This is a genomic window from Kaistia defluvii, assembly GCF_040548815.1.
Taxonomy (GTDB): Bacteria; Pseudomonadota; Alphaproteobacteria; order Rhizobiales; family Kaistiaceae; genus Kaistia; species Kaistia defluvii_A.
In genome coordinates this window covers 451,202-463,490 of the sequence record NZ_JBEPSM010000001.1, presented here as the reverse complement: position 1 = coordinate 463,490, position 12,289 = coordinate 451,202, and the positions used below count along the sequence as shown (strand labels likewise).

Genomic DNA, 12,289 nt, shown 5'->3' with positions numbered 1-12,289 from the left:
AATCGCTGTCGAGATGAGGGTCGAAAATGGGCTGGTTCCTGACCGAGTTGTTCACCTGGTGGAACGGCCAGACCATGGGCACGCGTCTCTATACGCGGCGCAAGGGCCAAAAGGTCGGCACCGACGAGTTCGGCAACACCTATTACCGCACGCCCGACCCCGACCGCACCGCCGGCGGATTTCCCGAGCGTCGCTGGGTGATCTACAACGGCTATGCCGACAGCTCGACGATCCCGACCGGCTGGCATGGCTGGATCCATCACCGCAGCGAACTGCCGCCGACGCAGGTGAGCTACGCTCCGCGCGACTGGCAGAAGCCGCACAAGCCGAACGGCACCGGCACCGCCGCCGCCTACCGGCCGAAGGGCTCGATCGTCGGCGCCGACCAGCGCCCGCGCGCGACCGGCGACTACGAAGCCTGGACGCCCTAGACTTCCTTGCTGTTTCCCGGCCCTGCCGTCTTACGAGCCCCCTTGCGGGGGCTCGTTTCGTTTAGGCGGTCGGCTAGATCCCCTGCCCGCCCGACACTTCGATCCGCTGCGCGTTGACCCAGCGATTGGCTGGCTGAAGCAGGCTCGCGATCATCGGACCAATATCGTCGGGGACGCCCGCCCGGCCAAGCGCCGTCATGTCGGCGAAGATCCGGTTGACCTCGGGGTTATCCCGAACGGCACCGCCCCCGAAATCCGTCTCGATCGCGCCAGGCGCAACCGTGTTGACCGCGATTCCGCGGCTACCCAGTTCCTTCGCCATATAGAGCGTCAGGATCTCGACCGCGCCCTTGACCGCCGCATAGGCGCCGTACCCCGGATAGGAAACGCGCGTCAGGCCGGAAGAGAGATTGACGATGCGGCCCCCATCGGCAAGCAGCGGCAATAGCGCCTGCGTCAGGAAATACACGCCCTTGAAGTGTACGTTCACCAGCCCGTCGAACTGTGCCTCGGTTGTGTCGCCGATCATGGCATAGTCACCATGGCCGGCATTGTTGACGAGATGGTCGAACGTCTCTCGCTGCCATGTCTCGCGCAGCGCATAGCGCAGCCTATCGGAGAAGGCTGCGAACTCGGCCAAGTTGCCCGTATCGAGCTGGAAGGCGAGTGCCTTGCGGCCCAGCGCGGCAATCTCGGCCACGACCGCTTCCGCCTCCTCGCGCTGGCTGCGATAGGTCAGGATCACGTCGCCGCCATGGCGGGCGATGCTGAGGGCGGTGTTGCGCCCAAGGCCGCGGCTGGCTCCGGTAACAAGTGCAATGGTCACGCTGAAAACTCCTGTTGCGAGGAGCCCTACTTAGCGATTCCCCAAGTTTCGCCCTTGTCGGAAGCTCGCCGTTGCTTGCCTATTCCTACAAGACGAATGCATCCCTAGCCGGAAGAGGCTAGGGTCGGCCCATGACCCACACGCTTCTCGGCGCCGTCCGACGCTATGTCGAAACCCATGGCGATCCCGCGGGACTGGCACAGACGCCCATTCCCGGCCTGACCACCATCCGCTCGCGGAGGCCCAGCGATCTCATCCATGCGATCTCCCGGCCGTTGGTTTGCCTGGTCCTGCAGGGAGCCAAGCAGGTAACGATGGGCGCGCAGACGCTGACGTTCCAAGCCGGCGACTCGCTTCTGATCACGGCGGATGTTCCCACGGTTAGCCAGATCACCCGCGCCAGCTTCGGCGAGCCCTACCTTTCTCTCGTGCTGGAGCTGGATCCTGCGGTGATTGCCGAGCTTTCCGTCGAGATGGGTTCCCTGCCGGCTACCGAAAACGCCGCGGTACGGTTCGAGCCGACCGACCTCGAGGTCTCGGACGCAGCGCTCGGGCTGATGAGACTGCTCGACCGTCCGGCATCGGTGCCCATATTGCATGCGCAACGGGTACGCGAACTCCACTACTGGCTGCTGGAGGGACGCCACGGCGCCGCGATCCGCCGGCTCGGGCTCGTGGATGGACACCACCGGCGCGTGGCGCGCGCCGTGGCGGTGCTCCGGACCGACTATGCCCGGTCGCTGCGGGTCGAGCATCTGGCGGAGATCGCAGGCATGAGTCCCTCGTCCTTCCACCAGCATTTTCGAGCCGTGACCTCGTTGTCGCCGCTGCAATTCCAGAAGCAGTTGCGGTTGATCGAGGCGCGGCGGCTGATGCTGGCGGAGGGGGTGAACGCCAGCAGCGCCGCCTTTGCCGTGGGCTATGAAAGTGCATCGCAGTTCACGCGGGAATATGGTCGCCTTTTCGGCCTGCCACCCAGCCGGGACACCGTCGCGGTGCGCGATAGAACAGAGGCCTTGCCGTCGCATGGAGCCTCCTCGGAGTTGCCGGACGGCATGGGGCCGGGCTGATTCGCGCAACGTCGATTTCCGACGGAATATGCGTTTGCGGCAGCTCCGCAGCATTCCGCCGTTTTCATTTCCGCAAGGCCATCGGAGCCACATCCGGCCACGAATTGAGCGCCTGTGGAGATTGAGGATAAGGCGCCCCGCCCTTTCGCGATCGAGAACGCGTCATACGGGCGTCGTCCGTTCCAGCCTTCCCGCGCAAGGCTTTGTTAACTTTGAAACTCCTGACGTTTCAAACGCCCGCGCGAAATCGCTACGCAACCCCTCGCGGATTTTGCAATGCCAAATCCACATGTAGGCGGCTTAGAATTCACCACCACTATTCCTTGACGCTTTTGCCGGACTCGTCATAGCTTCCGGCTTAGAGTTGGAATGCGCTCCGGATCCCCCCGATCCGGTTTTCCAGGACATGGTTGGCAGTCGGAACATACGGCGGTTGGGTGGACTCCCTTCCCCGTCTGATCGCCCTATTGTGTCTTGGATCGGCATGTCCAAACCGTGACATTTTGGTGTGTAAACACTATATTTAGAGTCTCAGCGTATCTTGAGCACTAGATAAGGGATGGGGCCGAAACCCGTCCTGGTGTAAAGCGTTGGGCAAGGGACAGAGCGGGCGCCATGCGCCGGCCGGTGGTGCGCCGAGGCTGCGCCACCCGAAAACAAAGGGCTTGAGACGATGCGGATCGAACGGCGCTACACGACGGCAGGCCAGTCAGCCTATGCCGGCATCGAGTTCCGAACGACGAAAAGCGAGATCCGCAATCCCGATGGATCGATCGTTTTCCGCCTGGAAGGCATCGCGGTGCCCTCGACCTGGAGCCAGGTCGCCAGCGACATCATCGCCCAGAAATATTTCCGCAAGGCCGGCGTCCCGGCGCGGCTGAAGCGCGTCGAGGAGAACGACGTTCCGTCGTTCCTCTGGCGCTCGGTCGCCGACGAAAAGGCGCTCGCCACGCTGCCCGAGAAGGAGCGCTTCACCGGCGAAGTCGATTCGCGCCAGGTGTTCGATCGTCTCGCCGGCACCTGGACCTATTGGGGCTGGAAGGGCGGCTATTTCGACACCGAGGAAGACGCCCAGGCATTCTTCGACGAACACCGCTTCATGCTGGCGACCCAGAAGGTGGCGCCAAACTCCCCCCAATGGTTCAACACGGGCCTACATTGGGCCTATGGCATTGACGGCCCGAGCCAGGGCCATTTCTACGTCGACTACAAGACCGGCAAGCTGGTCAAGTCGAAGACCGCCTACGAGCACCCGCAGCCGCATGCCTGCTTCATCCAGTCCGTCTCCGACGACCTGGTGAACGAAGGCGGCATCATGGACCTCTGGGTCCGCGAGGCTCGCCTGTTCAAGTACGGCTCCGGCACAGGCTCCAACTTCTCGGCGCTCCGCGGCGAAGGCGAAAAGCTTTCCGGCGGCGGCAAGTCGTCCGGCCTGATGAGCTTCCTGAAGATCGGCGACCGCGCAGCTGGCGCCATCAAGTCGGGCGGCACCACGCGTCGCGCCGCCAAGATGGTCGTCGTCAATGCCGACCATCCCGATATCGAGAAGTACATCAACTGGAAGGTGCACGAGGAGCAGAAGGTCGCCGCCCTCGTCACCGGCTCGAAGATCAACGCGCAGCACCTCAAGGCCATCATGAAGGCCTGCGTGAACTGCGAGGGCTCGGGCGACGATTGCTACGACCCGACCAAGAACCCGGCCCTGAAGCGCGAGATCCGCGCCGCCAAGAAGGCGCTGGTGCCGCAGAACTACATCCTGCGCGTCATCCAGTTTGCCAAGCAGGGCTACACGGATATCGAATTCCCCGTCTATGACGCCGATTGGGATTCGGAGGCCTACCTCACCGTTTCCGGCCAGAACTCCAACAACTCCGTCTCGATCACCGACGATTTTCTCCGCGCGGTGGAGAGTGATGGGGACTGGAACCTGATCCGCCGCACCGACGGCAAGGTCGCCAAGACGCTGAAGGCCAAAGACCTCTGGGAGCAGATCGGCCACGCCGCCTGGGCTTCCGCCGATCCGGGCCTGCACTTCAACACCACGATGAACGAGTGGCACACCAGCCCGGCCTCGGGACGCATCAACGCATCCAATCCGTGCTCGGAATACATGTTCCTCGACGACACGGCCTGCAACCTCGCCTCGCTGAACCTTCTGCAGTTCCGCAACGAGGACAAGAGCTTCGACGTCGAGCGCTACGAGCATGCCTGCCGCCTCTGGACGGTGGTGCTCGAGATCTCCGTGCTGATGGCGCAGTTCCCGTCCAAGGAAATCGCCGAGCTCTCCTACGAATTCCGCACGCTCGGCCTCGGCTACGCCAATATCGGCGGCCTGCTGATGACCGCCGGCATCCCCTATGACTCGGCCGAAGGCCGCGCCATCTGCGGCGCGCTGACCGCGATCATGACCGGCACCGCCTACGCCACCTCGGCCGAGATGGCCAAGGAACAGGGCCCTTTCCCCGGCTTCGCCAAGAACCGCGAGCACATGCTGCGCGTCATCCGCAACCATCGCCGCGCGGCGCATGCGGAAGCGACGGGCTATGAGGGCCTGTCGGTCCTGCCGGTGCTGCTCGACCATGCATCCCTCAAGGATGCCCGCCTCGGCGAGCATGCCAAGGCTGCCTGGGACAAGGCGCTGGCGCTCGGCGAACAGCATGGCTACCGCAACGCCCAATCGACCGTCATCGCGCCGACCGGCACGATCGGCCTGGTCATGGATTGTGACACCACCGGCATCGAGCCCGATTTCGCGCTGGTGAAGTTCAAGAAGCTCGCCGGCGGCGGCTACTTCAAGATCATCAACCGCGCCGTGCCGGAAGCCCTCCAGGGCCTCGGCTATGCCGAGCACCAGATCGCCGAGATCGAGGCCTATGCGGTCGGCCATGCGTCGCTGCGCCAGTCGCCCGGCGTCAACCACACCACGCTGAAGGCCAAGGGCTTCACCGACGAGGTGCTGGAGAAGCTCGAAGGCGGCCTCGCCTCGGCCTTCGACATCAAGTTCGTCTTCAACAAGTGGGCGCTGGGGGAGGACTTCCTCAAGACGCTCGGCTTCACCGAGACGCAGCTGAACGACCCCGCCTTCGAGATCCTGCCGGCTCTCGGCTTCTCGAAGAAGGAAATCGAAGCCGCCAACGTGCATGTCTGCGGTGCGATGACGCTGGAAGGCGCCCCGCATCTGAAGCTCGAGCACTACGCCGTGTTCGATTGCGCCAATCCCTGCGGCAAGCTCGGCAAGCGCTATCTCTCGGTCGAGAGCCACATCCGCATGATGGCGGCGGCGCAGCCCTTCATCTCGGGCGCGATCTCCAAGACCATCAACATGCCGAACGACGCGACCGTCGAGGATTGCAAGAACGCCTACATGCTGTCCTGGCGCCTGGCGCTGAAGGCCAACGCGCTCTATCGCGACGGCTCGAAGCTGTCGCAGCCGCTGAATTCGCAGATCCTTGCCGATGACGACGAGGATGCGGACGACGCCGTCGAGGCGCTGATGGCCAAGACGCCGGCGGCGCGCGCCGAGCAGATCGCCGAGCGCATCGTCGAGCGGATCATCGAGCGCGAAGTCCGCAAGCGGGAGAAGATGCCGGATCGCCGCACGGGCTACACCCAGAAGGCGAATGTCGGCGGCCACAAGGTCTATATCCACACCGGCGAATATCGCGATGGCCGCCTCGGCGAGATCTTCATCGACATGCACAAGGAAGGCGCCGCCTTCCGTGCGATGATGAACAACTTCGCCATCGCCATCTCGCTTGGCCTGCAATATGGCGTGCCGCTGGAAGAGTATGTGGAAGCCTTCGTGTTCACCCGCTTCGAGCCGGCCGGCCTGGTCACCGGCAACGAGGCGATCAAGAACGCCACGTCGATCCTGGATTACGTGTTCCGCGAGCTGGCCGTTTCCTATCTCGGCCGCAACGACCTGGCCCATGTCGTCCCCGAGGACAACAATGCGACGACGCTGGGCGGCGGCGACCTACCGACCTCCAAGCCGCCGCAGGTCAGCCATGGCCTCGTCCGCGGCAAGACCGAGCGCTTCAAGCTGGTCGACCGCGCCGGTGAATCGAAGGGCGCGGCCACCACTCCCGCCGTCACCGGCTCGACGGTAACGGCGCTGCGCACGACGGGCATTGGCGGCGCCGCCGCCACGGCCTTCAAGCGCGACGTCGCTCCCGAGACGGAGCTTTCTGTCGGCACGGTGGAGCCGGTCGCGGCCTCGCCCGCAAGCCAGCCCAAGCCGAAGGCGGCCGAACAGGTCGCGATCGCGCGGATGAAGGGCTATGAGGGCGAAAGCTGCACCGAATGCGGCAACTTCACTATGGTGCGCAACGGCACCTGCCTGAAGTGCGATACGTGCGGGAACACGAGCGGCTGCTCGTAAGGGGTAATTGGACTGCGAGTTCCAACAATTACCGTCTCGGCTGGCGCATTAGCTTTAGCCGAGACGTTCGCTATCAAACGGTTCGGGCACAGGACATCCAGCACCTCCGTAGTGGGGCTAGCATCAGGAGTTCAGAATGGCGAAGAACACGGGTGACGGATTTCGGCGCGGAGCTGTCAACGGCAGGACACAGTTTCAACGTCCTGACGGCAACTGGCAGAAGCGCGACGAGGGCACTGGCCAGTTGATGGCGGTGAAGCGGTCGGAGGGGCCCTACAAAGGGGTCGCCAAGGAACCTGACGGGCGCGACACCCCCGTGTCCCCTGAGAACTGGGACAAATAACCCTGTAGCCGGCAGGCGGCTGCGCGAACCGGTTTAGACATTTTTATTCCAGTTGAATGCGACGGCGCGCTCGTAGGCCGCGATCACGCGGATGCAGGGCCGCTAGGGCGAAAGCTGCATCGAATGCGGCAATTGCGCCATAGCGCATGCATAGCGCTGCTTGAAACACGACAACTTCGAAAATACGAGCGGATACGGCAAGGATAGAACCACGTTGAGCTTTACGGCATAGACAAAGGCGGCGGGATACAAATGGTTGACGAAAAAACTCCCGAGGAAGTCAATAGTCTCGAAGAGATCTTCTTTGAAAGAGGGCTCTACTCGCCAATGAAGCTCCCAAGCGACAAATTTCTTGCATCTGACTTGTACTGCCAGACTAGTCCTGTGCGCATCGATGGACATTGCCCATACTGCAATAAGGTTTCCACATTCACTCTACATCAAGACCTCTCGTCAAATGGCTTCGAGAGAATTGCCACACGCTTCGCATATGACGAAGCCTACCTAGAATGCATTAGGAACCAGGATCACAGAATCTGGTACTATTGGCGCATCAAAAGCATGACCATTGAGAAGATTGGTCAGTACCCTTCTCTTGCAACAATCACGAACAGCGAACTATCCAAGTACAGGAAGTTCATGTCCAAGGAAGACGCAAATGAATTTTTCAAGGCGACGGGGTTAGCCGCCCACGGAGTTGGCATTGGTTCTTTCGTTTACCTCCGGCGAGTGTTCGAGCGCCTAATCTACAAGCGCTTCGCTGAGTTCAAAGAGGTTGAAGGCTGGACTGACCAGCAATTTTCGAAGCTTCGAATGGCAGAGAAGATCGTCTTTCTAAAAGACCACCTGCCGGATTTTCTGGTCCAAAACGCTAAGATTTACTCAATTTTGAGCATCGGCATTCACTCCCTTAACGAAGAAAAGTGTGCTGGGTTTTTTGAGGTGATTAAGGACAGCATCGTGGTCATTCTGGAGGACGACCTCAAAAAGAAGGAAGAACTGGATCGCCGCAGCCGACTAGGTAAGGCCATCGCTGGGGTGGACCTAGACGCAATCGAGGCTCTTGTCGAAACCGGAGATTGACGGTTGCGGCAGCTCCTATGTCCGACCTCCCTTGCCTCCCGGCCATATGCACCTATATCCTTGGCATATCGCCAGGAGGCGCTCATGGCTCATACGCAAGCACTCGATATTGTCGGCGGGGAAACCGCGCTCGGGCTTTCGATCCGGAGCGGGCGGGATCTGATCGCCGCCGTGCGGCACGGATTGCCGGTGCGCGCCGTCGAACACGTGCTCGATAGCGGCCGGATGACGCTGGCCGAGCTCGACCTCGTCGTGCTGCCGCGAAAAACGCTGTCGCACCGTCGTAAGATCGGCACGCTCACGGCCGACCAGTCCGACCGGCTGATGCGCGCCGCGCGCGTGATCGCGGCGGCCGAGGATACGTTCGGCAGCCAGCAGAAGGCCGCGACCTGGCTGCGCCGACCGACGACCGCGCTGGGCGACGAGACGCCTCTGTCCCTGCTCGACACGTCGGAAGGCGCGCTGCAGGTCGAAAACCTGCTCGGGCGGATCAGCCACGGCATCGCCGCCTGATGGGCGCACGCAGACCCGGGGGCCATGAGTGGCGCCGCCACCGGAGAGGACGGGACGCGGCCTGCCGGGCGCCGACCGTCGCCGGTCTCCTGCCGGTGCGCCTCGCTTGATCGCCTGGCGCATCTCCCGCGCGGCCTTCGCCGATCTTTCCGGCACCGGGGCGCGGCTCTATGGCGGGCGCTGGAATTCGCCCGGCCGGGCGATGATCTACGCGGCCGAAGCAGCGGCGCTGGCCGTGCTCGAGGTCCGCGTCCATCTCGACCTGACGCCCGATCTGCTGCCGGACGACTACGTCCTGACCGGCATCGCCCTCGACGGCCTCGCCGTCGAGACGCTCGACACCCTGCCGGAGGCGCCGCAGGCCCTAGGCGATGCCTGGCTGGCCGAGGCGCGCACGCCGGTGCTGCGCGTGCCGTCCTTCATCGTGCCGGAGAGCTTCAACCTGCTGGTGAACCCGGCCCATCCTGCGGCCGCGGCGCTTTCGATTGCGAACCAGCGCCCCTTCCGCTTCGACGAACGCCTCTGGCTGCCCGCCCGTCTAGGCATGGCGCCGCGTCAACGCGCGGCGGCACCTTCGCCTCGCCGCATGAAGGCGAAAGAATTCGTCCTCCCGATCTGAATCGAGACGCCCGGACAAAGCCTTGATCTCGCTCGGCTATCAGCCGTCCACGAGCAAGAGCGCCCTTCACCTGACCGCGCGGATCGCCTCGATCTTGTCGATGCCGCCGACCTTGTCGGCAAAGCTATGCCAGACGGTGCGCGCGCCTTTCTCCCAGGCCGGGCGGTCTTCCGGCTGGACGATCTGGCCGCCATTTTGGGCCGCGAGCTGCATCGAGGCCGCTTCGTCGGCGATGATGAGCTCGTCGAAATAGCGGGCACCCTCAATGGCAGCCGCCTGGAAGACGGCCCTTTGCCGCTCGTCCAGGCGCTTCCAGAACGGGGCCGCGAAGACGACCACGCCGGAGGCCCAGATATGGCCCGTCTCGGTCAGATACGGCACCACCTCGTAGAGCTTGAAGCCGGCATAGGCGGATTTCGTCAGATCCATAGCGTCGACGACGCCGGTGGACAGCGCGTTGTAGGTTTCCGGGATCGGGATCGCCGTCGGGTTGGCGCCGAAGGACGCCCAGAGTTCGGTATGCAGCGGGCTCTGGATGACGCGGATGCGCTTGCCCCTCAGCTGTTCCGGCCGGGTGATTGCTTCCTTGGCCAGCAGATGGCGGGCGCCATAGTTGATGTAGTCGGCGACGACGAAGTTCTCGGCGCCAAGCTTCTGTTTCAGTTCGGCGCCGAGATCGCCCTGAACGACCTTTCGGAGATGATCGCGATCACGAAACAGGAAGGGCAGATCGAGGATCTGCGTTTCCGGCACCCAGCCCGACAGGGTCGAGATGGTGGAAAGGCTGGCCTGGATCGAGCCAAGGCGGAGGCCCTCGGCCACCTCCTTCTCGCCGCCCAGCGCCGCATTGGCGACGATGTTGAAGCGAAACGCGCCCGGCAGTTCCGCCTCGACCCGGTCGCGGATCCTCTCCCAGATTTTGGTCTCGGGCTTGTCCGGTCCCAGCAGCGAGGCGACCGTCAGCGACGTGGCGGCGGCGGCCCGGCCGACCAGAGCCGGGGTTGCGAGTGCGGCGAGGCCCATCTTCGAGGCGGAGCGGAGGAACTGGCGGCGGGTGAACGGGGGCATGGGGGAAGCTCTCTAGCGGACGGATGGAATGGCGAGGATCGCGCCGGCGGAAAGCAAAGCGAGCGCGACCAGCAGGGCGAACAGATACGGCAGAATGGCGCGGAACAGCGCTCCTGCCGGCAGTTTCGTTACGCCGCTGACGACATAGACCAGCATGCCGACGGGCGGCGTCAGGCCGCCAATCATCAGATTGACCACCAGGATAACGCCGAAGTGGATCGGATCGATGCCGGCGGCGACCGCCAGCGGCAACAAGAGCGGCCCGAACAGCAGGATCGCCGCGCCGATATCGAGCACCAGCCCGACGACGAGCAGGATGAGATTGCTGAGCAGCAGGACGGCGACCGAGCTGCCGCCGAAACTGTCGGCCAGGCTCGCCACAAGGCCCGAAATGTCGTCGACGGCGAGCAGGAAGGCGAAGGGCGCCGCGGTGCCGATCAGAAGGCCGATCGCCGACGCCTCGGCGCCCGCCTGCCGGAAGGCGGCATAGAGGCTGCGGGCGCTCAGCCGTCCGAACAGGCCGATGAGCAGCGTGTAGAGCGCGGCGAGAGCGGCGGCCTCGGTCGTGGTGACGACGCCGAGCCGGATGCCGGCGACCACGATGACGCCGAGGCCGAAGGCCGGTATCGCCGCAATGGCCGAGTTGCGGCGCTCGGCGGGCGTGGCGCGGGCCTCGGCGCTGCGGACCCGCACCGTGAGATGGATGGCAACGGCCAGCGCCACGGCCATCACCGCGCCGGCGACGAAGCCGCCGACCAAGAGGCTGCCGACCGAAAGATTGGTCGCCGCCGCGAGGATCAGGAAGGCAATCGAGGGCGGGATGACATTGTCGAGCACCGAAGTGGCGGCGATGATCGCGCCCGCCTGGGCCGGCGGATAGCCGCGCTTGACCAGTTCCGGCTGAAACGTGCTGGCGCCAAAGGCGGCGTTGGCGACGGAGGATCCCGAGGCGCCGGAGAACAGCACGCTGGTCAGGAGCGTCGTCTGCGCCAACCCTGCCCGCTTGTGGCCGACCAGCGCGGCGGCAAAGCGCACAAGCTGGCCCGCGACACCGGAAGCGGTCAGCAGCCCGCCCGCGAGCAGGAAGAAGGGGATCGCCAGCAGCAGGAATTTCGACATGCCGGAAACGACGGAAGCGACCATGGCCGGTTCGGGCATGCTGCTGCCAAAGGGAATGGCGAGATAGGCCGCGGCGAGAAACGCAAACGGCAGCGGCGCGGCGACCACGAGGCCGATCAGTGCGATCAGGCCAAGCGCCAGGCTGGGCGGGAGGCTAATCGGGAGGACGAGGCTGTCGCCGCCGATATAGAGCGCCGTTCCGATCACAAGGACGGCCAGCAGCAGCCAGGCGCGGCCCTCGGACAGGTGTTTCAGGACCACGACCAGCAGCGTCAGCGCACCGCCAAAGCCCAGAAAGGCGAAGCGCACCCATTCCGGCAGGCCGAGCGTCGGCGAGACGCCGCCGAGCATGACGATGATCTCCCCGCCGCCGAACACCAGCACCAGGCCGCCGACGATGACGAAGCTGTCGGCAAGCAACAGCGCTGCCCGTTGTCCGGCCGCCGGCAGGAGGCGTGTGAAAACGTCGAGCCGCATCGCCAGCGCGCTGTGGATCGAGAGCGGCGCGCCGATGGCGATCAACGCGACATGCAGCCATATCGCCAGCTCGTCGGAGCCGAGAAAGGCGCTGCCAAGCCCATAGCGCAGCCCGACCGAAAGCAGGACCACCGCCAGAAGCAGGGCGAGAATACCGGCACAGAGCGCGCCAAGCCCGGCCTCCAGCCGGCTCAGGACGAGACCGGCACGGATCGCAACGGCGTCTCGAAAGCCCGGTCGCGCACCGGGGGGCGAGGGTTTCGTCGCTTCAAGGATCATACAGCGGCCGTCCCTGCCATCCTGCGCCAGCGGATGTCCAAACGTGCCAAGGAATCACCGCGATCGCGGCATGACACTGC

Annotated in this window: 10 protein-coding genes; 7 read left to right on the top strand and 3 right to left on the bottom strand. The window is 64.1% G+C overall.

Features of this window, described 5'->3' with window-relative positions; genetic code table 11:
- Positions 1–26: 26 nt before the first annotated feature.
- Positions 27–431: an NADH:ubiquinone oxidoreductase subunit NDUFA12 gene (locus ABIE08_RS02260; protein ID WP_354548428.1), complete on the top strand. Its 405-nt coding sequence runs from the start codon at positions 27–29 to the stop codon at positions 429–431.
- Between the two features lie 73 nt (positions 432–504).
- Here ABIE08_RS02260 and ABIE08_RS02255 read toward each other — a convergent pair whose 3' ends face one another.
- Entirely contained in the window at positions 505–1,257 is a 753-nt protein-coding gene (locus ABIE08_RS02255; RefSeq protein WP_354548426.1) for an SDR family NAD(P)-dependent oxidoreductase, read from the bottom strand.
- Positions 1,258–1,388: 131 nt separating this feature from the next.
- On the opposite strand from ABIE08_RS02255, the gene ABIE08_RS02250 reads away from it, so the two are divergent.
- The 6 genes from ABIE08_RS02250 to ABIE08_RS02225 all read left to right on the top strand — a co-directional run bounded on the left by ABIE08_RS02250 (position 1,389) and on the right by ABIE08_RS02225 (position 9,266).
- A complete protein-coding gene (locus ABIE08_RS02250) occupies positions 1,389–2,327 on the top strand; it encodes an AraC family transcriptional regulator (protein WP_354548424.1) in 939 nt (312 codons plus the stop codon).
- A 673-nt stretch (positions 2,328–3,000) separates the two neighbouring features.
- Positions 3,001–6,708 carry a vitamin B12-dependent ribonucleotide reductase gene (locus tag ABIE08_RS02245; protein ID WP_354548422.1) on the top strand — a complete coding sequence of 1,236 codons (3,708 nt, stop codon included), beginning with the start codon at positions 3,001–3,003 and terminating at the stop codon, positions 6,706–6,708.
- A 136-nt stretch (positions 6,709–6,844) separates the two neighbouring features.
- Positions 6,845–7,051, top strand: coding sequence for a hypothetical protein (locus ABIE08_RS02240; protein ID WP_354548420.1), 207 nt, complete (start codon positions 6,845–6,847; stop codon positions 7,049–7,051).
- 252 nt (positions 7,052–7,303) lie between these two features.
- Positions 7,304–8,134 (top strand): hypothetical protein, encoded by an 831-nt coding sequence (locus tag ABIE08_RS02235; RefSeq protein WP_354548418.1) that lies wholly within the window; start codon positions 7,304–7,306, stop codon positions 8,132–8,134.
- Positions 8,135–8,218: 84 nt separating this feature from the next.
- Positions 8,219–8,647, top strand: coding sequence for a type II RES/Xre toxin-antitoxin system antitoxin (gene parS / locus ABIE08_RS02230; RefSeq protein WP_354548416.1), 429 nt, complete (start codon positions 8,219–8,221; stop codon positions 8,645–8,647).
- A 106-nt stretch (positions 8,648–8,753) separates the two neighbouring features.
- The gene (locus tag ABIE08_RS02225; RefSeq protein WP_354548414.1) at positions 8,754–9,266 is read left to right on the top strand and encodes an RES family NAD+ phosphorylase; all 513 of its coding nucleotides are present in this window, start codon (positions 8,754–8,756) and stop codon (positions 9,264–9,266) included.
- Between the two features lie 66 nt (positions 9,267–9,332).
- On the opposite strand, the gene ABIE08_RS02220 is transcribed toward ABIE08_RS02225, so the two are convergent.
- Both ABIE08_RS02220 and ABIE08_RS02215 read right to left on the bottom strand, forming a co-directional pair.
- Positions 9,333–10,334, bottom strand: coding sequence for a TRAP transporter substrate-binding protein (locus ABIE08_RS02220; protein ID WP_354548413.1), 1,002 nt, complete (start codon positions 10,332–10,334; stop codon positions 9,333–9,335).
- A 12-nt stretch (positions 10,335–10,346) separates the two neighbouring features.
- Positions 10,347–12,209 (bottom strand): TRAP transporter large permease subunit, encoded by a 1,863-nt coding sequence (locus tag ABIE08_RS02215; protein ID WP_354548411.1) that lies wholly within the window; start codon positions 12,207–12,209, stop codon positions 10,347–10,349.
- Positions 12,210–12,289: the final 80 nt, after the last annotated feature.

Coding starts and splice junctions, on each gene's coding strand:
- ABIE08_RS02260 (WP_354548428.1), top strand. CDS start 27: ATGGGCTGGTTCCTGACCGAGTTGTTCACCTGGTGGAACGGCCAGACC.
- ABIE08_RS02250 (WP_354548424.1), top strand. CDS start 1,389: ATGACCCACACGCTTCTCGGCGCCGTCCGACGCTATGTCGAAACCCAT.
- ABIE08_RS02245 (WP_354548422.1), top strand. CDS start 3,001: ATGCGGATCGAACGGCGCTACACGACGGCAGGCCAGTCAGCCTATGCC.
- ABIE08_RS02240 (WP_354548420.1), top strand. CDS start 6,845: ATGGCGAAGAACACGGGTGACGGATTTCGGCGCGGAGCTGTCAACGGC.
- ABIE08_RS02235 (WP_354548418.1), top strand. CDS start 7,304: ATGGTTGACGAAAAAACTCCCGAGGAAGTCAATAGTCTCGAAGAGATC.
- parS (WP_354548416.1), top strand. CDS start 8,219: ATGGCTCATACGCAAGCACTCGATATTGTCGGCGGGGAAACCGCGCTC.
- ABIE08_RS02220 (WP_354548413.1), bottom strand. CDS start 10,334: ATGCCCCCGTTCACCCGCCGCCAGTTCCTCCGCTCCGCCTCGAAGATG.
- ABIE08_RS02215 (WP_354548411.1), bottom strand. CDS start 12,209: ATGATCCTTGAAGCGACGAAACCCTCGCCCCCCGGTGCGCGACCGGGC.